This is a genomic window from Streptomyces clavifer, assembly GCF_036345975.1.
Lineage (GTDB): Bacteria > Actinomycetota > Actinomycetes > Streptomycetales > Streptomycetaceae > Streptomyces > Streptomyces clavifer.
In genome coordinates this window covers 5,385,486-5,407,494 of sequence record NZ_CP107793.1, presented here as the reverse complement: position 1 = coordinate 5,407,494, position 22,009 = coordinate 5,385,486, and the positions used below count along the sequence as shown (strand labels likewise).

Below are 22,009 nucleotides of genomic sequence, written 5' to 3'. Positions count from 1 at the left end.
TCCAGCCGGGATACGCGCCGAAGGGGCGATGAGTCGATCTTGATGTGACTTCGCACGAGGTCGGCACAGGGAAGCCGCAGTAGACGCGTACGCCTCGCCCCGACGGCCGGAACGGACCGCCGCATGCCGCGACGGTCACGACAGGGTTCCGTCGCAGGAGATCCGGTATTCACTGCGGCAGTGCGGACGTGCTTGTGCGATCGAGCATCCGCCCGCATGCGGTTCTGCTGTGCGGACGTGAGGGGAGGGGACCGTCAGTGCCCGGCGCCGGCATCCTCACCTGGGTCATGCCCCGGATCCTCCGTCACGGGCAGGCACTCGGCGAGCAGGTCGACGACATCGCGCCAGGCCCGCTGCGCGTGCCGTGGGTGGTAGCCGACGCCGGGGACCACAGGGTGGCCGACCGGCGGGTGGTGGAAGGCGTGCAAGGCGCCGCCGTAGACCGTGAGGCGCCAGTCGACGCCCGCGGCCTGCATCTCGGCGGTGAACGCGTTCCGTCGCGCGGGCGGCATGATCGGGTCCTCCGACCCGACCCCGGCCCACACCGGGCAGCGAATGCGCGCCGCCTCACCCGGTCGGCCCGTGGTGGTCGCGTTGACTGTCCCGATCGCGCGCAGGCCGACGCCATCGCGCCCGAGTTCCAGCCCGACGGCGCCCCCGGTGCCGTAGCCGATGGCGGCGATCCGGTCGGGGTCGGTCCGCGGTTCGGTGCGCAACACGTCGAGCGCCGCATGGCCGATGCCCCGCATCCGGTCGGGATCAGCGAGCAGCGGCAGGCAACGGGCAAGCATCTCCTCGGGGTCGCCCAGATAGCGCCCACCGTGAAGGTCGAAGGCCAGCGCCACATATCCCAGCTCGGCGAGAGCGTCGGCCCGGCGGCGCTCGACGTCGCTGAGCCCCATGCCCTCCGGTCCGAGCAGCACCGCAGGCCGGCGGTCGACACCGGCCGGGAGCGCAAGGTACCCGATCATCGTCAGACCGTCGGCCGGATACGCGACACCACGCGTCGTGATCGTCGTCATGGGACTGGACTGTAGTGATCGTCGAGCCCGGTTTTGCTGGTGTTCTGCTGCTGGCAGAGCAGCGTGCGTGTCCCTCCGGACCAGAGGGGCAAGCGCAGCGCTCAGAGCTTCAAGACCATCTCGGTGCCCCTTCGGCGCGCACCTCGGTCACACCCGGGGTGGGACCCGTTGCCGAGGCGGACGTTGCCCGGGTCGCGCCCGCGGTCCGGGCCGCGGCAGCCCATGTTCTCAGCAGCGTCATGCCGTCAGCGACGGCGATCCCGAGGGACGGGCCGACGTCATGGCGGTGGCGAATCCCGCGCCGAGGCAGCAGAGGCCACCTGGCAACCGCCCGCGTGCCGGCTGAGCCTCGATACCCGACGCCGTCAGTCGCCGTGCTCCGGGGCGCGGTCGCGGCGGACCGCGCGGGCCACCACGAGGGCTTATGTGCACTTTTGAGGGTAAAGGTACGCTGCTGTCCGTGGAGAACCGTGGCCTGGATCCCGTCCCCGATTCCGAGCGCTCCGGCCGGGTCCGCAGCCTCTTCCCCACCTGGGTGGCAGCCAACATGACGGTGCTGCTGCTGACCGTGGGCGCCGGGCTCACGGTCTTCAACGGGCTGAACCTGTGGCAGGTGCTCGCCGTCGCGGTCACGGCACCGGCGCTGTCCTTCGGCCTCGTCGGCCTCGTGTCGGTCGCCGGGAAGCGTGGCGGCGCCCCGGGCATGGCGCTCTCCCGTGCGGTGTTCGGACAGCGCGGCAACCTCCTGCCCGGCGCCCTGCTGTGGGTGGCCCGGTGGGGCTGGGAGACGCTCAACGCGGTCACCGGCTCCTACGCCCTTCTGGCCGTGCTCGACCTGCTGTTCGACGTCCGGACCACGAGCACACTGATGCTGGTGACCCTCACCGTCTTCGTCGCGTGCAGCTTCCTGGTCTCAGGGCTCGGAATCCGGGCGCTGGCCGTGTGCTGCCCCCTCTCCGCGTACCTGTTCGGGGGCGCCGGTGTCCTCGTCCTGGTCCATCTGATCGGCTCGACGCCGTGGAGGACCGTCCTGGACCGGCCGGCGGGCCCGGTGGCGATGCTGGTCGCGGGGATCGGGACAGTGGCCGCCGGGGGCCTGAGCTGGGTTCCCTCGGCTCCGGACTTCGCCCGCTACCTGCCGCGTTCCGCGTCCGCCCGGGCGATGGTCGCCGCAGCGATGGGCGGAGCCCTGGTGACGGTCGTGCCGATGGTCCTGATGGGCGCGGTGATGGCGGTGGGCGCACCGGAGCTGGCCGTCGCGAAGGATCCGGTGGCGTTCATCGGTGCGCTGCTGCCGGTGTGGATCTCGGTGCCGTACCTCCTCTTCGCCGTCGTCGGCATGGTGCTGATCAACGCGATGTCGATGTACTCCGCCGGATTCACCGCGCAGACGCTGGGCTTCGCGATCCCCCGCGCCTGGGCCGTGGGCGTGAACGCCACGATCAGCCTGCTCCTCGGCGGGCTGCTGATGATGGTGGCGACCAGCTTCATCGACACGTTCGTCTCCTTCCTGACCCTGCTCGGTGTGACGGTCTCCGCCTGGATCGGGGTCTTCGGCGTGGATCTGCTGCGCGGACGGACGTACGACGCCGCAGCGCTCCTGGACACCACACCCCGCAGCGCCTACTGGTACACGTCCGGCTACTGCTGGCAGGCCGTCACCGCCTGGGCCTCGGCCCTCGTCGTGGGGCTGCTCTTCACCGGGGCCGGGTGGTTCACCGGACCACTGGCCGACACCTGGATCGGGCGGGACGGGCTGGGCTGGGCCGCGACGATCGTGGTCGCGGCGGGTGTGTACGCGCTGCTGCCGCGCCCCTCCGAGGGCAGAACCACAGAACCCGCCGTCTTCTGAACGCCGCGCGCCGCGCCGCCACGGCCCGCCCGTACCCGTACCCCGGCGCAGCGCTGCCCCGGTCCGGCATGGGCCGGACCGGGGCAGCGCCCGGTACCGAGGAGAGGGGCAGCGGGGACTAGCCCATCTCCTCCAGCGCCTTGCCCTTGGTCTCCTTCACGAACTTGAGCACGAAGGGGATCGAGAGCACGGCGAAGCAGGTGTAGATGATGTAGGTGCCCGACAGGTTCCAGTCGGCCAGGCTCGGGAAGCTCGCGGTGATGGCCCAGTTGGCGATCCACTGCGCCGACGCGGCGACGCCGAGCGCGGCGGCGCGGATGCGGTTCGGGAACATCTCGCCGAGGAAGACCCAGACGACGACACCCCACGACAGTGCGAAGAAGAGCACGAAGACGTGGGCGGCGATCAGGGCTACGGTGCCCTCGGTGTTGGGAAGCTTGCCGTCCACCAGGTCCGCGGAGAAGGCCCATGCCTCGAAGGCCAGCGCCACGGCCATACCGACCGAACCGACGAGCGCGAGCGGCCGACGGCCCACCCGGTCCACGAGGATCATGGCGATCACGGTGCCGATGATGTTGATGATCGACGTGGTGAAGGAGTAGAAGAACGAGTCGGTCGGGTCGATGCCGACGGACTGCCACAGCGTCGCCGAGTAGTAGAACGCGACGTTGATGCCGACGAGCTGCTGGAACACGGACAGTCCGATACCGACCCAGACGATCGGCAGGAAGCCGAAACGGCTCCCGAGCAGGTCGCTGAACTTCGACTTGTGCTCGCGGTGCATGGCCGTTTCGATCTCGTTCACCCGTGCGTCGAGGTCGACGTTCTTGCCCTCGACCTCTTCCAGGATCTTCCGGGCCCGGTCCTTCTTGCCGACAGAGATCAGGAAGCGCGGCGACTCGGGGATCGCGAAGGACAGCAGCCCGTAGAGGATGGCGGGCACGACCATGACACCGAGCATCCACTGCCAGGCCTCGAGGCCGCCGATCTCACCGCGCTGGTCGCCGTCGGCGATCTGCAGGATGCCGTAATTGACCAGCTGCGAGATCGCGATGCCGATGACGATGGCGGCCTGCTGGAAGGATCCGAGGCGGCCGCGGTAGGCGGGCGGCGAGACCTCGGCGATGTAGGCCGGACCGATGACCGAGGCCATGCCGATCGCGAAGCCGCCGATGATCCGCCACATGGCGAGGTCCCACAGGGCGAACGGCAGGGCGGATCCCACGGCGCTGATGGTGAACAGCACCGAGGCGATCTGCATGCAGCGGATACGGCCGATCCGGTCGGCGATGCGTCCCGCCGTGGCCGCCCCGATGGCACAGCCGATCAGGGCGATGGCGATGACCTGGGCCAGCGTCCCGGAGCCGATGTCGTACCGGTCGCGGATGGCCTCGACAGCGCCGTTGATGACGGAACTGTCGTACCCGAAGAGGAAGCCGCCCATGGCCGCGGCTGCCGTGATGAAGATGACATGGCCGAGATGGTCCGGGTGGGCATCCCGGGATCCGGACTCCGGTCCGCGCGCTGTGCTGGTCACATGAGACTCCTGATACCTGGCCGCAACGTCAGGCGTGGGGGGTGAACCCTCCCAGTGGCGCACAACTGACGGCCGACCACCACTTGAAGGTAAAAACAACATTGCTGAGGTTATGCGTTCAAGTTTCGAAGTCAACACCCGGGTGGATGCCGAGCTGGACCCACACGTACCCGGTGTCGCCATGAAGGCACGTCCAAGTGTTGAAGATTCTGTGAAGAGTGCATGACCACGCCGTTCTCGGCGCGACCGACCCTCAGCGCAGTCGCTGGCTGATCACCTTGGAGACTCCGTCTCCCTGCATCGAGACGCCGTAGAGCACGTCGGCGACCTCCATCGTCCGCTTCTGATGCGTGATCACGATGAGCTGGGAGCTTTCCTGGAGCTCCTCCATGATCCGGATCAGACGCTGCAGATTGGTGTCGTCGAGGGCTGCCTCGACCTCGTCCATGACGTAGAAGGGGCTCGGCCTGGCCTTGAAGATGGACACCAGGAGGGCAACGGCCGTAAGGGATCTCTCGCCGCCCGACAGCAGTGAGAGCCGCTTGACCTTCTTGCCCGGCGGCCTCGCCTCGACGTCCAGTCCGGTCGTCAGCATGTCGTCCGGGTCGGTCAGGACGAGCCGGCCCTCGCCTCCGGGGAAGAGCCGGGAGAAGACCCCCTCGAACTCACGCGCGGTGTCCCGGAACGCCTCGGTGAAGACCTGCTCGACCCGTTCGTCCACCTCCTTGATCACCTGCATCAGGTCGGCCCTGGTCTTCTTCAGGTCTTCGAGCTGCTCGGAGAGGAACTTGTGCCGCTCCTCCAGCGCCGAGAACTCCTCGAGGGCGAGCGGATTCACCTTCCCGAGTTGCTGATACGCCCGTTCGGCCGACGTGAGCCGCTTCTCCTGCTCGGCCCTGACGAACGGCCGCGGCTGGTTGCGCGGGTGCTCCGGGTCCTCCGGCAGCTCCTCCCCGTCCGCCGCCGGGGACGGTGGGACCAGCTGGGCCGGCCCGTACTCCGCGGCGAGGCCGGCCGGCTCCACGCCGAACTCCTCCAGCGCCTTCGTCTCCAGCTGTTCCACGCGCAGCCGCTTCTCGGCACCGAGCACCTCGCCCCGGTGCACCGAGTCGGTCAGCCGGTCCAGATCGCTCTTGAGGCCGCGGCCCCGGCCGCGTTCGGCCGCCAGCTCTCGTTCGCGCTCGGCCTTCGCCGCCTCGGCCGTGGCCCGTTCCTCCCCGGCCCGTACGACGGAGACCTCGACGTGGGAGAGCAGCTGCCGGGCCCCGGACGCCACGGCGGAGGCCACGGCTGCCTCGTGCCGCAGCCGGGCCCGGCGCTGCTCGGCACGCGTGCGGGCCTCGCGCTCGGCGCGGGCCCCCCGGTCCAGCGCGTCGGCCCGCCCGGCGAGTCCCTTGACGCGTTCCTCGTGGGTACGGACCTGGAGGCGGGCCTCCATCTCGGTCTGGCGGGCGTTGGCGCCGTCCGCGGCGAGACGGTCCCGCACGGAGGTGTCCGGTTCCTCCTCGACCGGGGTCTCCTCCGCGACCAGCAGCCGTTCCGCGAGTTCCTCGGCCTCCTCGGTGGCGCGCTCCAGCGCCTCCTGGGCCCTGGTCGCGGACGCGGCCGTCCGCTCGGCCTCCCCGGCGGCGCCCCGTGCCTGCCCGGCCAGCCGGCCGAGCTGCTGGGCCACGGTGGACTTCTCCCGTTCGGCCGCCCTGCGCCGGTCCCCCAGCACCTCCACACGGGCGGCCCCCTCGCGGCGCCGCTCGGCGGCGAGCCCCTGGGCCCCGGCGAGGTCCTCGCACCGTACGGCGAGATCGGCCAGCTCGGCGGCGGCCTCGTCCACGGACGCCTGCACCTCCAGGAGGCTGGGCGCCCCGGCGGATCCGCCGTGCGCGAAGTGCGCGCCCAGCACATCGCCGTCGCCGGTCACCGCGGTCAGCCCGGGATGGGCGGCCACCAGGTCCTCGGCGTCCTCCAGGGTGCTGACGACGACCATGTCGCGCACCAGCGTCCTCACGGCCGCCATCAGTTCGGCGGGGCCCTGTACCAGCGAGGCGACGGCCGGAGCAGCAAGTCCTTCGGCGACGACGGCCGGAGCGGTGGCGGCCACCGCTCGCTGCTGCCGCGCCTCCCCGTCCGCTGCACCGTGCGGGGAGCCCTGCCCCGGCACCGGAGCCTGGCCCACTGCGGGCACGCGGTCCGGCTCGGCACCCTGAGCGGGCACCTGCCCACCTCCCGCGCCGGCCGCCAGCAGCGCCGCACGCCCCGCGTCCCGCTTCCGGAGCAGGCGGATCGCCTCGGCGGCCGTGGCCGGATCGCGCACCGCGATCGCGTCGGCCGCGGTCCCCAGCGCCGCCGCCACCGCCACCTCGTGCCCCGGAGCCACCGTGAGCAGCTCCGCGGCCGGCCCGAGCAGCCCCGGCAGCCGGTCCCCCGCACCGAGCAGCACCCCTGTACCGTCCTTGCGCCGCAGTCCCAGCGAGAGCGCCTCGTGACGGGCGGCGACCGCGGCACGCTTGCGTTCCGCGACGGTGGCCTCCTCCCGTGCCCTGCCGAACACCGCCTCCGCCTCCGCGAGCTCGCGCTTCGCCGTGTCGTGCTGTTCCGCCAGCTCCGCGTCGTCCGCGTCCAGCCCCGCGACCTCGGCCTTGAGCTGCTCGTACTCCTCCTGCGCAGCGGCCGCCCGCTCCCCCGCCTCGTCGCGGGACGCTGCCAGCCGGTCGATCTCCGCCTGCGCCGAACCGGCGCGGCTACGGGCGGCGTTGACCTGTCCGTTCAGCCGGGCGAGCCCTTCGCGCCGGTCGGCGATGGCACGGGCGGCGTCCCTGAGCCTGCGTTCCTCGGCCGCCAACTCCCCTTCCAGCCGAGCCCGGTGCGCCGTGGTGTCCTCCAGCGCGTGTTCCGCCGCCTCGAGCGCAGCCCCGAGCTCCGCCTCCTGCTCACGGATGCGGGCGGCCTCGCGCTCCATGTCCTCGGGGTCCCGGCCGCGCCGCTCCTCCTCCGGTGCGGCGGTGGCGCTCTTCACCCGGGCGTCGGCGAGCGAGACCGTGCCCCGCACGCGCTCGGCCAGCTGCGAGAGTTCGTACCAGGACTGCTGGGCCCGTTGCAGCCGCGGCGCCAGGCGCCGCACCTCGTCCTCCAGGTCAGCCTCGCGGGCGAGTGCCGCCTTGAGATCGGCCTCCGCGGCCTCCCTGCGCTGCTTGAGGGCCGCTTCGTCGGCGATCTCGCTGCGCAGCGCCTCCCTCAGCCGCACCAGGTCGTCGGCGAGCAGCCGCAGCCGGGCGTCCCGGAGATCGGCCTGGATGACGGCGGCCCGCCGGGCCACAGCCGCCTGCCGTCCCAGGGGTTTGAGCTGGCGCCGGAGTTCGTCGGTGAGGTCCTGGACGCGAGCGAGGTTGGCTCCCATCGCCTCGAGCTTCCGGAGCGCCTTCTCCTTGCGCTTGCGGTGCTTGAGCACGCCCGCCGCCTCCTCGATGAAGGCGCGGCGCCCCATCGGATCGGCGTGCAGTACGGCGTCCAGCCGGCCCTGGCCGACGATGACGTGCATCTCACGGCCGATACCGGAATCCGAGAGGAGTTCCTGGATGTCGAGCAGCCTGCAGGTGTCACCGTTGATCTGGTATTCGCTGCCGCCGTTGCGGAACATGATCCGGGTGATCGTCACCTCGGCGTACTCGATGGGCAGAGCGCCGTCGGAATTGTCGATGGTCAGCGACACTTCGGCCCGGCCGAGCGGCGGTCTGCCGGTGGTACCGGCGAAGATCACGTCTTCCATCTTGCCGCCGCGCAGGCTTTTGGCCCCCTGTTCGCCCATGACCCAGGAGAGCGCGTCCACCACATTGGATTTTCCGGACCCATTGGGACCGACGACGCAGGTGATCCCCGGTTCGAACCGCAGCGTCGTGGCGGAAGCGAATGACTTGAAACCACGCAGGGTCAGGGCCTTGAGGTGCACGCCGCCGGACTCTACCTTTCACTCTCGGTTTCGCTGATGAAGGTGCAGGGCACATCAGACGGTAAGCCAAGAGCAATACGTCGGGGGCAGGCCGGGGGGAAAGAAAAAAGGGACGCCGTGGCGTCCCTTGTGATCTCGCGCAGTTGAATCTCGCACAGTCCTGCGTGACGGATCGCGAACAGGTGGATCACGAGCAGTCCCCGGTTTTCGAGGACGACGGTTGTGTTCCGTGACAGCGATCCGTGACGAGGACATTCCGGTGGTGATCCCGAGCAGCCCGACATGCCCCGGCGGGGCAGTGGGTCAGGTCAGCGCGGGCTCCGCCTGAGGTACGTCGATGTCGATGCTGTCGAGCAGCGAGTCCTGGTGCTGAGCGGCGGCGTTGAGCGCGTCGTTCTCGTCCTGGATCCGTACGAGCTCGGATTCCAGGTCCTGGACGCGCTGCTGGAGCCGTCGCATCTCGGCGAGGAGTCGCGGGTCGGAACCGCCGACGTAACCGAGAAGCGCCTTTGCCATGATGGATGGTCCTCCACACTGAGTGACCGACCGATGCGGTGTGGGTCGTGAGGGAATCGCACCCGCGGTGCTCGGCAGTGCTCTGTCGCCACTGCGGTTATGCTGCCAACCAGCTCTGCCAAACAGCTAAGGTGCGCGGGGTTTTCAGCGTCTCACCAAAAAGTTTGACGGTCAACACGATCACACGCCGTGGTGGCGGGTGTCCCGGGGGTGCGCGGCCGGTCGATCATGCGGCGCGACTCTCCTGCAGGGTCCCGTAGGGCGTGGAGATCTTCGTCAATGCCGCAGCCTGGCACGACATACACGTCTTCGCAACCACGCCCCGCCACCGGGTTGTTTCGCAGGTCATTTCGGGTGCGCGGTCTTCCCGGCCTTCCCCGTCACCCCCCGCCGCACGCCGGATACGGAGCGGATCCACGCACCCTTTACCGGGCCGCCTCAGCGGATCGCGAATCCGTCATAAACCCCGCGCGGCGTGTCCCAGATCTCAGTCACGCCGTCCACGCGGCCGGGTGTGTCGTCGGACGCGAGCCACTCGAGCAGACGGTGGCAATTGTCACGCGGCCCCTCGGCCACCACCTGCACCCTGCCGTCGTCGAGATTGAGGGCAAAGCCGGTGAGGCCTCCGATCTTCAGAGCATTTGCCCTGGTGAACCAGCGGAATCCTACTTGCTGTACTCGGCCGCGTACCCAGACGACGAGCCGTGCGTCTTCGTTCATGCTCGAACGCTAACCAACCAATTGCTCGAGGAGCACATGGGCCCAATACGTCATGGCGTACAGTCCCGTCGCAATAGCCTCACCCGAACGGGTGAGACCGACGGTGAACACGGTGACGTCGCAGCGGCGCCGCCGAGCACGAGGAAGGCACAGCGCATGGGACGCCATCGACGCGCAGGCGCAGCCCCCGCCGCTGAGCAGCAGCCGGACGGCGCGGCAGGCGGGCACCGCGGTGCCCGGCGGAAGAAGCGGGCCGGAGTGCCCCTGCGCACCGGGCTTCTCGGCGTTTCCGCCGCAGTGGCCGTGGGTGCGGTGGCCGTCGCATCCGGTCTGCTGCCCGGTGGCGACACCTACAGCGTCAGCGGCGGCCCCGCCGCCGACCAGGTCCGCGCGGGCGGCGCCCCCGACCTGCTGACCCAGGGCGGCTCCTCGGCGGAGCCGACCGACCGGGCGTCGGCTTCCGCTTCCGCCGAGGCCACGCGGGGTGGCGATCGTTCCGCGGCGCCCTCGAAGTCCGCCTCTGCCGACCCGGGCAAGAAGCCCTCGGCCTCCGCTTCGAAACAGGTGGAGAAGAAGGAGAAGCCGGACCGGACCACGGCGCCGGCCACGGAGTCGCAGAAGAGTTCGACCCCGGCCACCAAGGCTCCGACCGCTCCGAAGACCTCGTCCGCCTCGCCCAGCCGTACGGCGGAGGCCCCGGCCGGCACCTCCGCGCAGGCAGCCGTGATCGCCCTGGTCAACCAGGAGCGCGCGAAGGCCGGCTGCAGCCCGGTCACCGCCCGGGCCTCCCTGACCGCGCTCGCCCAGGCCTTCAGCGAGGACATGGCGGCCCGCGGCTTCTTCGACCACACCGACCCCGACGGGGCGACCCCCTGGGACCGTGCCGCGAAGGCCGGCGTCGAAGGTCTCGGTGGCGAGAACATAGCCCGCGGCCAGGCCGACGCACAGGCGGTCATGGACGCCTGGATGAACAGCGACGGCCACCGCGCGAACATTCTCAACTGCGACTACACGACGCTCGGCGTAGGTGTGCACATGGGTTCCGGCGGCCCCTGGTGGACGCAGGACTTCGGCTTCTAGCCCTCAGCGGGCCCGTGAGGCCCCCGCAGGGTCGACGATCTCTCAGCTTTTCCGGCCGCCCCGGAGCCGTCATCGGCGACCGGGGCGGCCGGAGCCATGTCCGGGGCCCGCCCCGCGTCGGGGTCCGGTTCGGATCAGGTGACGGGTGGCGTCCGCCGTCAGTGGCAGTCGAGGCCCCGGTCCCACAGGAGGCCGGGGCACCGGCGGCAGGGGAAGAAGGGCACGCCGCCGCAGTCTCCCGGCCGCATGTCGCCGGTGGTGGCCAGAAGGTGTTCCCTCCGGTGTCCGGCCAGTCGGAGGGCTGGGTCCGGGCGGGCCGGCCGCCTTCGTCCCGAAGGAGTCGGGGGGCCACGTGCTGCCGCCCGTCGCCGTCCGGAGCATCGGTACGGGGCACCGGCGCGATACTTACGCCTGTGCAGCGCTCACTACGAGTGAGCGCTGCACAGGCGTAAGCTGACGAGCATGAGCGAGACAGAGGCAGAGGCGGCTACGGAGCACGACGGCAGCGCCCCGCCCTTCGACGTCTTCGCACGGCAGTGCCCCTCGCGGGGAACGCTGGAGCACGTCACCGGCCGCTGGGGCAGCCTGACCCTCGGCGCGCTGTCCGGGAACCGGCTCAGGTTCAACGAGCTGCGCCGCCGCGTCGACGGCGTCAGCGAGAAGATGCTCTCCCAGACGCTGCACGCGCTGGAGCGCGACGGGCTGGTGCACCGCGAGGCCCAGCCCACCAATCCCCCGCGCGTCGACTACGAGCTGACCCCCCTGGGTCACGAGGTCGCCGGCCGGCTGCTGGGGCTCATCCAACTGGTGGAGGGCCGGATGCCCGAGGTGCTCGATGCCCGCGGGCGGTACGACGGAGCCCGCGGGGCCTGAGCCGGTGCGTCCCGCCGGACACGTCAGCCCGCGCGCGGCGGCCGCTGGCAGCGTGGGCAGAAGTAGCTGGACCGGTTCATCCACGGCCTGCGGCGCATCGGCGTCCCGCAGCGGTGGCAGGGTTCGTCCTCCCGGCCGTAGGCGTCGAGCGACCGGTCGAAGTAGCCGGACTCACCGTTCACGTTGACGTACAGGCTGTCGAAGCTGGTGCCGCCCTGGTCGAGTGCCTCGCGCATCACGTCCCGGACATGGCCGAGCAGCTCCGCCGTCCTCGGCCGCGTCAGCGTGGCGGTCGGCCGCTCGTAGTGCAGCCTGCTGCGCCAGAGGGCCTCGTCCGCGTAGATGTTGCCGACCCCGCTGATCAGGGACTGGTCGAGCAGGGCACGCTTGACCGTCGTCCGGCGCAGGCGCAGCGCCGTGTGGAACGCGGCGTCGTCGAAGTACGGATCGAGCGGGTCGCGGGCGATGTGCGCGATGACGTCGGGGAGTCCGTCGGGGGTGTTCTCGTGGAGCGACAGCCCGCCGAAGGTCCGCTGGTCGACGAAGCGCAGTTCGGTGCCGAGGCTGTCGTCGAAGCGGATCCTGATCCGCAGGTGCTTCTCGTCAGGGGTCTTGGCGGGCTGCACGAGCAGTTGGCCGCTCATGCCGAGGTGCCCGAGCAGTGAGGCCTCCGCCTCGTCCAACGGCACCCAGAGATACTTGCCGCGGCGCATCGCCGTGCCGAAGCGCATGCCGCGCAACCGGGCCGCGAAGTCCGGACCGCCCGCGAGGTGCCGCCGGACCGCACGCGGGTGCAGGACCTCGACCTCGTCGACGGTCCGCCCGGCGACCCAGCGCTCCAGGCCCCTCCGTACGACTTCGACCTCGGGCAGTTCGGGCACGGCGGGACTCTCCTTCGGCACGGGGGAAGACAGCGAGAGCCCCCCGGCGCACAGGGCACCGGGGGGCTCTCGGGTGGTTCAGGCAGGAGCTGCGTCCGTGTGCGGCGACGGGTCGGCAGGGGTGTCGGCGGCCCCTCCGTCGGCAGCGGTCTTCGCCGCGGCCTCCCGTGCTTCCGCGGCGGCGCTGATCTCGCGCCAGGCGGATTCCGCCGCCTGCTGCTCCGCTTCCTTCTTGCTACGGCCGGTGCCGGTGCCGTACGAGACACCACCGACGCGAGCAGCAGCAGTGAAGGTCTTCTCGTGATCCGGGCCGGTCTCCGTGACGAGGTACTCGGGGACTCCGAGGCTCTCGCTCGCGGTGAGCTCCTGGAGACTGGTCTTCCAGTCCAGGCCGGCACCGAGGTTCGAGGACCTGTCGATCAGCGGGTCGAAGAGCCGGTGTACCAGCTCCGAGGCCACGCCGAGGCCCTGGTCGAGATAGACGGCGCCGATCACCGCTTCAAGGGTGTCGGCGAGGATGGAAGCCTTGTCCCGGCCACCCGTGCCCTCTTCACCGCGGCCGAGCCGGATGAAGGAGCCGAGTTCGAGGCCGCGGCCCACTTCCGCAAGTGCACGTGAGTTGACCACCGCGGCCCGCAACTTGGCCAGCTGGCCTTCGGGCAGGTCGGGGTGGGTGCGGTACAGCGTGTCCGTGACCACCAGGCCGAGCACCGAATCCCCGAGGAATTCGAGCCGCTCGTTGGTGGGGAGACCGCCGTTCTCGTATGCGTACGAACGATGGGTCAGCGCACGCACCAGAAGGGCGGACTCGAGGTGATACCCGAGCCGCCCTTCCAGAAGCGTGTGGGACGAGGCTGTGTTGACGTTGTCTGCCTGCTTCTTGGCGCTGGACAACTCAGACATCGTGCCTCTCACCAGCCGCTCAGACCTCGAGGACCTGGCGCTTGTTGTAGGTGCCGCAGCTCGGGCACGCAATGTGCTGGAGCTTCGGCTCCTGGCAACGCTCGCACGAAACCAGGGTGGGGACCGCAGCCTTCCACTGCGACCGGCGGTGGCGCGTGTTGCTGCGCGACATCTTCCGCTTCGGAACAGCCACGGCTACTTCTCCTGCTTCTCGTCGACGCCAGGTTCGGCGCCGCCCATGTTGTCCTTCTCGCCGTCCTGAACGGTCTCGGCGAGTCCTTGCAGTGCCGCCCAACGAGCATCGACGGCATCGTGGTGGTGGCCCGGATTCTCGTCCAGCCTGATTCCGCACTCGGAACACAGACCGGCACAGGTCTCCTTGCACACCGGCTGCAGCGGCAGTGCGAGCACCACCGCGTCACGCAGCACAGACTCGAGGTCGAACAAGCCGTCCTCGAGGAAGAACCTGTCCTCGTCGTCCTCGGCGTCGTCGACCGGATCCGCGGTCCTGCTGCGGTTCCGGTCATCGGCGTCAGGGTACGAGAACATTTCCTGGAAGTCCGCTTCGACCCGAAGGCGCAGCGGCTCCAGACACCTTACGCACTCCCCCTCGACCGTCGCACGGGCGGTGCCTGTGACAAGCACCCCTTCCATGACGGATTCGAGTCGGAGGTCCAGCTCCAGGGGCGCGTTCTCCGGCACGCCGATGACCCCGTCGATACCGAGGTCCTTCGGCGCTTCCACCGAGCGGGTGAGCCGCTTCAGGGCACCGGGACGCCGACCCAACTCGCGCGTATCGAACACGAGGGGGTTGCGGTGGTCGAGGTGACCGTTCAGGGCTTTTCCTGCTTTCGAACTCATGTGCAATGTGCAGCTTCCGGACGGACCGCCCCCGATCCGAAGGGAAAGCGGGCAGCCGGGATCGCGGACATACGCGCGACCGAGGATCCAGGATACTGGACGTACCGCCCAGCTCCCAATCCGGTCCTTCCGCCCTGCGGCAGCCCGGCTCCGCTCCGGCTCAGCGACCCTGTTCGTACCGGCGCAGCTGTTCCAGGTCGATCATGCTGGTGTCGAACAGGCTGGTCTCGTCGAGCGTGCTCCCGCCCTGCTGCGCGGGCGCCTGGGCCTGCTGCTGCTGCTGCTGCCAGTCGTACTCCTGCTGGGGCTGCCCGTGCACCTGGTTCGGGTCGTAGCCCTGCTGCTGGTAACCGGCGTACGGGTCGGGCTGCTGCTGGTAGCCGGCGTAGGGGTCGGCCTGGAGCGGCTGGTCCTGGTAGGCGTACGTCTGCGCGTACTGCGGCTCGGGCTGGGCCTGCGCCGGGAAACCGGTCTGCGCGGCGTCCTGGTAGTCCGCCACCGGCGCGTAGTCCGCCACCGGCGCATAGTCCGGCTGTGCGGGCTCGGCGTACCCGGGCTGCTGGGGAACGTGCTGCGGTTCCGGGGTGGACAGCTCGGCCAGACCCGCCCAGTGGTCCTCGTCACTGGTGCGCAGGTGGTTTCCCGCGGCGTCCTGGGCCGCCATGTGCGCGCCCAGGTCGTCGGAGGCGACCCTGCCGTGGAGCTTCTGCCGGCCGCGGCCGACCGCTTCCAGGGTCTTGGCCAGTACGGCCTCGAAGGCACCGAACTTGGCGTCGACGTAGTCGTCCGCGCGGCGCTTGAGCGTCTCGGGGTCCGCGCTGCGCTCCGGCGCCTCGGCGAAGTCCGGGTCCTCGTAGCCCTGCGCGTCGACCCCGTCGCTGCGGCCCAGGAGCTTCTCCCTGCCCCGGTCGACGGAGCCGATGGTCTTGGTGAGGACCACTTCGAAGTTGGCGAGCTTGCTGTCGACGTACTCGTCGGCCTCGCCGCGGACCTCGTCGGCCTCCCTGCGGGCCTCCGACAGGATGCGGTCGGCCTCGGCCCGGGACTGCCGGGCGATCTCGGTGTCGGAGATCAGCGAGCCCCGCTGGGCCCGGGCCGACTCGACGATCCGCTCGGCCTCCTGCCGGGCCTGCTCGACGAGCTGCTCACGGCCGCCGATGAGCTCCTGGGCGTGGGCGAGCGAGCCGGGCAGGGCCTCCCGGACCTCCTCGAGCATCGCGAGCAGCTCGGCGCGGTTGACCACGCAGGATGCCGACATGGGCATGGAGCGGGCGTTCCCGACCGTTTCGACGATCTCGTCGAGCTTCTTCTGCACGTCCACCGTGTGCTCGCCACTCTCTGCTGCTGTTGGAGACGGACGGGACGACTGTAAGGCCAGGCGCCTCCCGTCCGACACCTGGTGACGGTCGGTCAGCACTTCACTTCTGGCCGAGCCGCTCCACGAGGGCCGTGTGGACCGGGGGCGGCAGCAGGTGCGACACGTCGCCGCCCCAGGTGGCGACCTCCTTGACCAGCGAGGACGACAGGAAGCTGTAGGTCGGATTCGTCGGCACGAAGAGCGTCTCGACCCCCGAGAGCCCGTTGTTCATCTGGGCCATCTGCAGCTCGTAGTCGAAGTCGCTCACGGCGCGCAGGCCCTTCACGATCGCCGGGATGTCGCGCTGCTTGCAGAAGTCGACCAGCAGGCCGTGGAAGGACTCGACCTCGACGTTGCCGCAGTCGGCGGTGACCTCGCGGATCAGCTCCATCCGCTCGTCGACCGTGAACAGCCCCTTCTTGGACTGGTTGATCATCACGGCGACGTGCACGACGTCGTACAGCTTCGAGGCTCGGCCAATGATGTCGAGATGCCCGTTGGTGATGGGGTCGAACGACCCCGGACAGACGGCGCGGCGCAACGTGGTTCCCTCCCTCTCCGATGCGGTCATCGTGCGTCTTCGCACGTAGAGGCGGCGCGACCGTACCAAAGCGTTCCCTCGCCGTAGCGACGGGCCCGCAGCGGCTCGAATCCCTCGGGCCAGTCGAATTCTCCGCCTCTGGTGCTCCGTTCCACCGTGACGAGGGCATCGGCCGTGAGCCACCCCTGAGCACGGAGTGTGAGCAGTATCTCGCCAAGATCGCCATCGGTGACGGCGTACGGCGGGTCCAGGAACACCACGTCGTACGGGTCCGCCGGCGCCGGTCCTGTCACGATCTGCTCCGCTTTGCCCGCCCGGACCTCGGCACCCGGAAGACCCAGCGTGCGGACGTTGTCACGGATGGTGCGCACGGCCCCGGCGTCGGCCTCGACGAGCAGCGCGTGGACCGCCCCGCGGGAGAGCGCCTCCAGGCCGACGGCGCCGGATCCCGCGTACAGGTCGGCGATACGGATGCCGTCGAGGGTGCCCAGGAGCGCTCCCCACGTGGAGAAGAGTCCCTCGCGCGCTCGGTCGGAGGTGGGGCGGGTGCCGGTGCCGGGCGGTACGGCCAGGCGGCGTCCACCGGCCGAGCCGGCGATCACGCGGGTCATGGGTGTGTGGTCCTCGGGTCGCGGGCGGCACGCAGGACGGGACGCGTGCCGTGCCCCCACGATATGGCGTCGGTGCGGATCCGCCCCCGGTCACCCCTTGTCGAGGTACTCCTCCCTGTCCTTGTCCAGGAGCGCGTCCAGCGCGGTGCGCAGCTCGGGGAGCCGCTCCAGCGCGGGGTCGTCCGCGACGACGCGGACGGCCTCCTCGCGGGCCGCCGCGATGACCTCCTCGTCGTCGATGACGCTCAGCACCCGCAGCGAGGAGCGGACGCCGGACTGCGCCTGGCCGAGGACATCGCCCTCGCGTCGCTGTTCGAGGTCGATCCGGGACAGTTCGAAGCCGTCGAGCGTGGCAGCGACGGCGGAGAGCCGGGCCCGGGCGGGACTCGCCTCGTGGGCCTCGCTGACCAGCAGGCAGAGCCCGGGGGCCGAGCCGCGCCCCACACGGCCGCGCAGCTGGTGCAGCTGGGAGACGCCGAAACGGTCGGCGTCCATGATCACCATCGCGGTGGCGTTCGGGACGTTCACCCCGACCTCGATGACGGTGGTGGCGACCAGGACGTCGGCCCGGCCGGCGGCGAACCGGCGCATCACGTCGTCCTTGTCGTCGGGGTGCATCCTGCCGTGCAGCACTTCGACGCGGAGGCCGGCCAGCGGGCCCTTGCGGAGCTGTTCGGCGATCTCCAGCACGGCGAGGGGCGGGCGCTTCTCCGCGCCGTCCTCCGGGGCGGCCTCCTTCTTCCCCTTCTTCTTCTCCGCGGCCTCGTCGGCGTCGTCCCCGATGCGGGGGCAGACCACGTACGCCTGGTGGCCGTTCTCCACCTCCTCCCGGACGCGCTCCCAGGCACGGTCGAGGAAGTGCGGCTTGTCCTTGGCGGGCACGACGTGGCTGGCGATGGGAGACCGGCCTGCCGGGAGCTGGTCGAGGACGGAGGTCTCCAGGTCCCCGAAGACGGTCATCGCGACCGTACGGGGAATGGGTGTGGCCGTCATGACGAGCAGGTGCGGCGGCTGCTTGCCCTTCGAGCGCAGGGCGTCCCGCTGTTCCACGCCGAAGCGGTGCTGCTCGTCGACGACGACCAGGCCGAGGTCGTGGAACTGCACCTTGTCCTCGATCAGCGCGTGCGTGCCGATGACGATCCCGGCCTCGCCGGTCACCAGATCGAGCAGCGCCCGGCGGCGGGCGGGGACTCCCATCGACCCGGTGAGCAGCACCACTTTGGTGCCCCGGTCGGAGCCACCGAGCATCCCGCCCTCCGCGAGTTCGCCCATCATCTCGGTGACGGAGCGGTGGTGCTGCTGGGCGAGCACCTCGGTGGGGGCGAGCATCGCCGCCTGGCCGCCCGCGTCGACGACGGTGAGCATCGCGCGCAGGGCCACCATCGTCTTCCCCGAACCCACCTCGCCCTGCAGCAGCCGGTGCATCGGGTGCTCGGTCGCCAGGTCACCGAAGATCTCCGCGGTGACCTTGTGCTGGCCCTCGGTGAGCGTGAAGGGCAGCTTGGCGTCGAAGGCGTCGAGCAGCCCGCCGGGGACGGATCTGCGGGCCACCGCGGGCAGCTGCGTGTCCGCGTAGCGGCGGCGGGCGAGCGCGACCTGGAGGACGAAGGCCTCGTCCCACCGGAGGCGCTCCTTCGCGGCCTCGACGTCCGCCCTGGTGCGCGGGCGGTGGATCTTGAGCAGTGCCTCGGGGAGCGGGACGAATCCGCGTCCGTCCCGGAGCGTCGCGGGCAGGGGGTCGACGGCGTCCTGCGCGCTGGGCAGGACGGTGTCGACGGCCTTGGCGATCCGCCAGGAGTCGAGCTGCTTGCAGGCGGGGTAGATCGGCAGGAGCTGCCCGGCGAAGGCGTCGACGGCCTCGGTCGCCTCGTCCTCGTCCTGGGCGTCGAGGAGCTGGTACGTGGGGTGGGCGAGCTGCATCTTCCGGTTGAACACGGAGGCCTTGCCCGCGAACATCGCGCGCCGGCCGGGGAGCAGCTCCTTGTGCGGTTTGTGGACGCCGTGTCCGAAGAAGACCAGCTGGAGCCTGCCGCTGCCGTCGGTGAGGGTGACCTCGAGGCGTTTGCCGCGGCCGTTGTTGAACATCATGATCCGCGCGTCGGCGACCTGCGCGACGACCGTCACGTGCTCGTCCAGCGGGAGTTCGGTCAGTGCGGTGAGGCGGCCCCGCTCCTCGTAGCGCCGGGGGTAGTGGTGCAGCAGGTCGCCGACCGTGTGCAGGTCGAGGTGCTCGGCCATCACCTTCGCGGTGGCTCCGCCGAGCAGCTTCTTGAGGGGTTCATCGAACGCGGACACGTGGTCCATTGCACACCACTGCACTGACACCGCCGAAGGGCGCCGCACCGGGCACCGGCTACTCCACGCCGATCAGCAGGGGCGCCGCCTGGTGGCCGCCCCGGTAGACGACGGTGTCGACGGCCGGGTGTCCCTCCCTGACGTGTTCCCGCAGTGCGTCGGCCAGGGCGTCGGGGACGTCCTCGCCCAGGACCAGGGTGACGAGCTCGCCGCCCGCCGACAGCATCCGGTCCAGGACCGTACGGGCGGTGCCGGGGACCTCCTCGCCGATGACGGCGACGTCCCCGTCGATCAGACCCAGGATGTCGCCGGCCTGGCAGATGCCGGCCATGGTCCAGGACTGGCGTTCGGCGACGGCCAGTTCGGCGTACCGGGTGGCGCCGGCCGCCGCGGTCATCGCGACCACGTCCTCGTCGAAGCTGCGGTCCGGTTCGTGGACGGCCAGCGCGGCGATGCCCTGGACCGCGGCGCGGGTGGGCACGAGGGCGACGCGGACGCCTTCCGCCCTGGCCTGCTCGGCGGCCGCGGCGGCGGTGTGGCGCAGGTCCGCGTCGTTGGGCAGCAGGACCACCTCGCGGGCGTGGGCCCGGCGGATCGCGTCGACCAGTTCGCCGCTGGCGGGCGGCTCCCCGGGGCGGGCCAGCACGGTGGTCGCGCCGGCCTCCGTGCAGAGGACGGAGAGCCCGTCGCCGGGGACCACCACGACGACGGCGCGCTGGGCGGGCTCCCGGCGCGCCCGGACACGGTCGGCGGCGAAGTGGGTGATCCGGATCCGGTAGGGCCGGCCTGCCTCGACCCCGGCCTCCACGGCCGCCCCGGCGTCGTCGACGTGGACGTGGACGTTCCACAGGCCGTCGCCGCCGACCACGACGAGGGAGTCGCCCAGCGCGTCCAGCCGGCTCCGCAGCCGGCCGACGGCCTCGTCGCGGGCCTCCAGCAGGTAGATCACCTCGAAGGCGGGACCGTCGTCCGGGCCCTCCGGGGCGCAGTCGCCGGTCCTGGGCAGGGTGTCGGGGGCCGGCTGCGGGGTGCGCGGCGGGGCCTGTCCGCCGACCGCTTCCAGCAGCGCCCCGAGCACGGTCACGAGCCCTTGTCCGCCCGCGTCCACGACGCCCGCGCGGCCGAGGACGGCGAGCTGGCCGGGCGTCGCGGCCAGGGCCGCGCGCGCCCCCTCACAGGCGGCGTCGAGCACGGCGGTGAGGCCGGCGCCGGCCTCGGTGCCCCCGGCGGCCTCGGCGGCCGCGGTGGCGACGGTCAGCACCGTGCCCTCGACGGGGTGGGCCACGGCCAGCCGGGCGGCGGCGGCGGCCTCGGCGAGGGCGGTGCGCAGGTGATCCGCGTCACCGGCCTCGGCCAGTACGCCCGCCATGCCGCGCAGCAGTTGGGCCAGGATGGTGCCGGAGTTCCCGCGGGCGCCGATCAGGGCGCCGTGCGCCATGGCGCGTACGGCGTCGGCGGGGGCCGGCACGGTGGAACCGGTCGCGTGGGCCTCGAAGACGGCTTCGACGGCCGCCGCCGCCGATTCCACGGTCAGGTAGAGGTTGGTGCCGGTGTCCCCGTCCGCGACGGGATAGACGTTGATCGCGTCGATCGCCTCGCGCTCGCGTCCCAGGGCCTCCAGCGCCAGTGAGCACCAGGTGCGCACCGCGACGGCGTCCAGGGCGTCGGGGGACTGCGGCACCGTGGGTCCTCCTTGGGGCGGCCGGGGGCTGGCTGCACCGCAGAGTAGTCCTCGCGCGGTGCCCCGGGCGGGGACAGGGGTGGGGCCGGCGGCCCGGCCAACCGTGGTAGTTTCGTATCCCCGACGCAGGCGTTGTATGCTGCTTCGGTTGCCCGGCGAGAGTCGGGCCATTCCTCCGGTACCGCCACTTCAGTAAAATGATTCCGGCGCGCCGGAATTCACTGTAAGTGCATCTGAAGTCTTTGGAGTGACCCGTGGCTGCCAACTGCGACGTTTGCGGCAAGGGGCCGAGCTTCGGCAACAGCATTTCGCACTCGCACCGCCGTACGTCCCGTCGCTGGAATCCCAACATCCAGCGCGTGCGTGCCGTGGTCGGTCGGACGCCGAAGCGGCTCAACGTCTGCACCTCGTGCATCAAGGCCGGCAAGGTCGCGCGCTGACGTCTCGTCGTAGCGCAGCCTTCCGGTTGCCCAAAAAGCCGGTCCACCTCGGTGGACCGGCTTTTTGCTGTGCCCTGTGCGGTCAGCGGGTGCGGGACGCCCAGCCGTGGTCGACGGGGCCAATGCCGCCGCCCAGTGCGAATCCCGCCGCGATGGCACCGGTGACGTAGTCCTTCGCCGCCCGCACCGCCGTCGGCACGTCCTGGCCGCGGGCGAGTCCGCAGGCGATCGCTGAAGCCAGGGTGCAGCCCGTGCCGTGGGTGTGCCGATTGTCGTGCCTCGGGGCGCGCAGCCAGTGTTCCTCGCTGCCGTCCGTCAGCAGGTCCACGGCCTCGCCCGGCAGATGACCGCCCTTGACGACCACCCACCGCGGCCCGTAGGAGAGCATCGCGGCGGCGGCCCGCCGCATGCCCGGCTCGTCGGTGACCGTGAGACCGGTGAGCTGGGTCACCTCGTCGAGGTTCGGGGTGGCCACCGTCGCGACGGGCAGCAGTCGTTCGCGTACGGAGTCGAGGGCCTCGGCGGCCAGCAGGGCGTCCCCGTGCTTGGAGATCCCGACGGGATCGACGACGACGGGTGCGTCCGTCTCCGCGAGGAGTCCGGCGACGGTGTCCACGAGTACGGCCGATGCCAGCATTCCGGTCTTCACGGCCTGGACGCCTATGTCGTCGACGACGCTGCGGTACTGGGCGCGTACGGCTTCGGCGGGGAGCTCCCACGCGCCCTGCACGCCCAGTGAGTTCTGCGCGGTCACCGCGGTCAGCACGCTCATTCCGTGGGTGCCGAGCGCCAGCATCGTCTTGAGGTCGGCCTGGATGCCGGCACCGCCGCCGGAATCGGATCCGGCGACGGTGAGCACACGGGGCGGTACGGCGAGGGGTGCGGTCATGCCCCGGAAT

Annotated in this window: 19 protein-coding genes; 4 read left to right on the top strand and 15 right to left on the bottom strand. The window is 70.9% G+C overall.

The annotated features are described in order from the left end of the window. Positions 1–254: 254 nt before the first annotated feature. Positions 255–1,022: a dienelactone hydrolase family protein gene (locus OG927_RS23820; RefSeq protein WP_124281074.1), complete on the bottom strand. Its 768-nt coding sequence runs from the start codon at positions 1,020–1,022 to the stop codon at positions 255–257. 460 nt (positions 1,023–1,482) lie between these two features. On the opposite strand from OG927_RS23820, the gene OG927_RS23815 reads away from it, so the two are divergent. Then, complete coding sequence (locus OG927_RS23815; RefSeq protein ID WP_330320746.1) at positions 1,483–2,874, top strand: purine-cytosine permease family protein; 1,392 nt, start codon at positions 1,483–1,485, stop codon at positions 2,872–2,874. Between the two features lie 118 nt (positions 2,875–2,992). Here OG927_RS23815 and OG927_RS23810 read toward each other — a convergent pair whose 3' ends face one another. The 4 genes from OG927_RS23810 to OG927_RS23795 all read right to left on the bottom strand — a co-directional run bounded on the left by OG927_RS23810 (position 2,993) and on the right by OG927_RS23795 (position 9,587). Then, positions 2,993–4,411 (bottom strand): sugar porter family MFS transporter, encoded by a 1,419-nt coding sequence (locus tag OG927_RS23810; protein WP_056791077.1) that lies wholly within the window; start codon positions 4,409–4,411, stop codon positions 2,993–2,995. Positions 4,412–4,664: 253 nt separating this feature from the next. Continuing rightward, positions 4,665–8,351: an AAA family ATPase gene (locus OG927_RS23805; protein WP_056791075.1), complete on the bottom strand. Its 3,687-nt coding sequence runs from the start codon at positions 8,349–8,351 to the stop codon at positions 4,665–4,667. A gap of 303 nt (positions 8,352–8,654) precedes the next feature. Then, positions 8,655–8,867 carry a hypothetical protein gene (locus tag OG927_RS23800; RefSeq protein ID WP_056791072.1) on the bottom strand — a complete coding sequence of 71 codons (213 nt, stop codon included), beginning with the start codon at positions 8,865–8,867 and terminating at the stop codon, positions 8,655–8,657. A 438-nt stretch (positions 8,868–9,305) separates the two neighbouring features. Then, the gene (locus tag OG927_RS23795; RefSeq protein WP_330320745.1) at positions 9,306–9,587 is read right to left on the bottom strand and encodes an acylphosphatase; all 282 of its coding nucleotides are present in this window, start codon (positions 9,585–9,587) and stop codon (positions 9,306–9,308) included. Positions 9,588–9,743: 156 nt separating this feature from the next. Between OG927_RS23795 and OG927_RS23790 the strand changes: the two genes are divergently transcribed. Beyond that, positions 9,744–10,667 (top strand): CAP domain-containing protein, encoded by a 924-nt coding sequence (locus OG927_RS23790; protein ID WP_056791066.1) that lies wholly within the window; start codon positions 9,744–9,746, stop codon positions 10,665–10,667. 462 nt (positions 10,668–11,129) lie between these two features. After that, a complete protein-coding gene (locus OG927_RS23785) occupies positions 11,130–11,540 on the top strand; it encodes a winged helix-turn-helix transcriptional regulator (RefSeq protein ID WP_124281078.1) in 411 nt (136 codons plus the stop codon). 23 nt (positions 11,541–11,563) lie between these two features. On the opposite strand, the gene mutM is transcribed toward OG927_RS23785, so the two are convergent. The 9 genes from mutM to OG927_RS23740 all read right to left on the bottom strand — a co-directional run bounded on the left by mutM (position 11,564) and on the right by OG927_RS23740 (position 20,670). Beyond that, positions 11,564–12,421, bottom strand: coding sequence for a bifunctional DNA-formamidopyrimidine glycosylase/DNA-(apurinic or apyrimidinic site) lyase (gene mutM, locus OG927_RS23780; protein WP_056791060.1), 858 nt, complete (start codon positions 12,419–12,421; stop codon positions 11,564–11,566). 78 nt (positions 12,422–12,499) lie between these two features. Beyond that, on the bottom strand, positions 12,500–13,324 hold the full coding sequence (rnc, locus tag OG927_RS23775; protein ID WP_056791057.1) for a ribonuclease III: 825 nt from the start codon (positions 13,322–13,324) through the stop codon (positions 12,500–12,502). Positions 13,325–13,343: 19 nt separating this feature from the next. Continuing rightward, positions 13,344–13,517, bottom strand: a complete 174-nt coding sequence (gene rpmF, locus OG927_RS23770) for a 50S ribosomal protein L32 (RefSeq protein WP_003965982.1) — start codon at positions 13,515–13,517, stop codon at positions 13,344–13,346. Positions 13,518–13,519: 2 nt separating this feature from the next. Continuing rightward, entirely contained in the window at positions 13,520–14,185 is a 666-nt protein-coding gene (locus OG927_RS23765) for a YceD family protein (RefSeq protein ID WP_330320744.1), read from the bottom strand. 160 nt (positions 14,186–14,345) lie between these two features. Beyond that, entirely contained in the window at positions 14,346–15,506 is a 1,161-nt protein-coding gene (locus OG927_RS23760) for an ATP synthase subunit B family protein (protein WP_330320743.1), read from the bottom strand. Between the two features lie 97 nt (positions 15,507–15,603). Then, on the bottom strand, positions 15,604–16,083 hold the full coding sequence (gene coaD, locus OG927_RS23755) for a pantetheine-phosphate adenylyltransferase (RefSeq protein WP_056791047.1): 480 nt from the start codon (positions 16,081–16,083) through the stop codon (positions 15,604–15,606). Positions 16,084–16,109: 26 nt separating this feature from the next. Then, positions 16,110–16,694 carry a 16S rRNA (guanine(966)-N(2))-methyltransferase RsmD gene (gene rsmD, locus OG927_RS23750; RefSeq protein ID WP_056791044.1) on the bottom strand — a complete coding sequence of 195 codons (585 nt, stop codon included), beginning with the start codon at positions 16,692–16,694 and terminating at the stop codon, positions 16,110–16,112. Between the two features lie 90 nt (positions 16,695–16,784). Next, positions 16,785–18,998: an ATP-dependent DNA helicase RecG gene (gene recG / locus OG927_RS23745; RefSeq protein WP_330320742.1), complete on the bottom strand. Its 2,214-nt coding sequence runs from the start codon at positions 18,996–18,998 to the stop codon at positions 16,785–16,787. A 49-nt stretch (positions 18,999–19,047) separates the two neighbouring features. Further along, positions 19,048–20,670, bottom strand: coding sequence for a DAK2 domain-containing protein (locus OG927_RS23740; RefSeq protein WP_056791037.1), 1,623 nt, complete (start codon positions 20,668–20,670; stop codon positions 19,048–19,050). 254 nt (positions 20,671–20,924) lie between these two features. Between OG927_RS23740 and rpmB the strand changes: the two genes are divergently transcribed. Then, positions 20,925–21,110 (top strand): 50S ribosomal protein L28, encoded by a 186-nt coding sequence (rpmB, locus tag OG927_RS23735; protein ID WP_003965989.1) that lies wholly within the window; start codon positions 20,925–20,927, stop codon positions 21,108–21,110. Positions 21,111–21,192: 82 nt separating this feature from the next. Here the strand turns inward: rpmB and thiD are convergent, their stop codons facing one another. Then, the gene (gene thiD, locus OG927_RS23730) at positions 21,193–21,999 is read right to left on the bottom strand and encodes a bifunctional hydroxymethylpyrimidine kinase/phosphomethylpyrimidine kinase (RefSeq protein WP_056791034.1); all 807 of its coding nucleotides are present in this window, start codon (positions 21,997–21,999) and stop codon (positions 21,193–21,195) included. Positions 22,000–22,009: the final 10 nt, after the last annotated feature.

Bases quoted from the DNA above. Each gene is read 5' to 3' on its own strand.
- OG927_RS23785 (WP_124281078.1), top strand. From the start codon at position 11,130: ATGAGCGAGACAGAGGCAGAGGCGGCTACGGAGCACGACGGCAGCGCC.
- recG (WP_330320742.1), bottom strand. From the start codon at position 18,998: ATGGACCACGTGTCCGCGTTCGATGAACCCCTCAAGAAGCTGCTCGGC.
- rnc (WP_056791057.1), bottom strand. From the start codon at position 13,324: ATGTCTGAGTTGTCCAGCGCCAAGAAGCAGGCAGACAACGTCAACACA.
- OG927_RS23795 (WP_330320745.1), bottom strand. From the start codon at position 9,587: ATGAACGAAGACGCACGGCTCGTCGTCTGGGTACGCGGCCGAGTACAG.
- rsmD (WP_056791044.1), bottom strand. From the start codon at position 16,694: ATGACCCGCGTGATCGCCGGCTCGGCCGGTGGACGCCGCCTGGCCGTA.
- OG927_RS23820 (WP_124281074.1), bottom strand. From the start codon at position 1,022: ATGACGACGATCACGACGCGTGGTGTCGCGTATCCGGCCGACGGTCTG.
- OG927_RS23800 (WP_056791072.1), bottom strand. From the start codon at position 8,867: ATGGCAAAGGCGCTTCTCGGTTACGTCGGCGGTTCCGACCCGCGACTC.
- OG927_RS23765 (WP_330320744.1), bottom strand. From the start codon at position 14,185: ATGAGTTCGAAAGCAGGAAAAGCCCTGAACGGTCACCTCGACCACCGC.
- OG927_RS23790 (WP_056791066.1), top strand. From the start codon at position 9,744: ATGGGACGCCATCGACGCGCAGGCGCAGCCCCCGCCGCTGAGCAGCAG.
- thiD (WP_056791034.1), bottom strand. From the start codon at position 21,999: ATGACCGCACCCCTCGCCGTACCGCCCCGTGTGCTCACCGTCGCCGGA.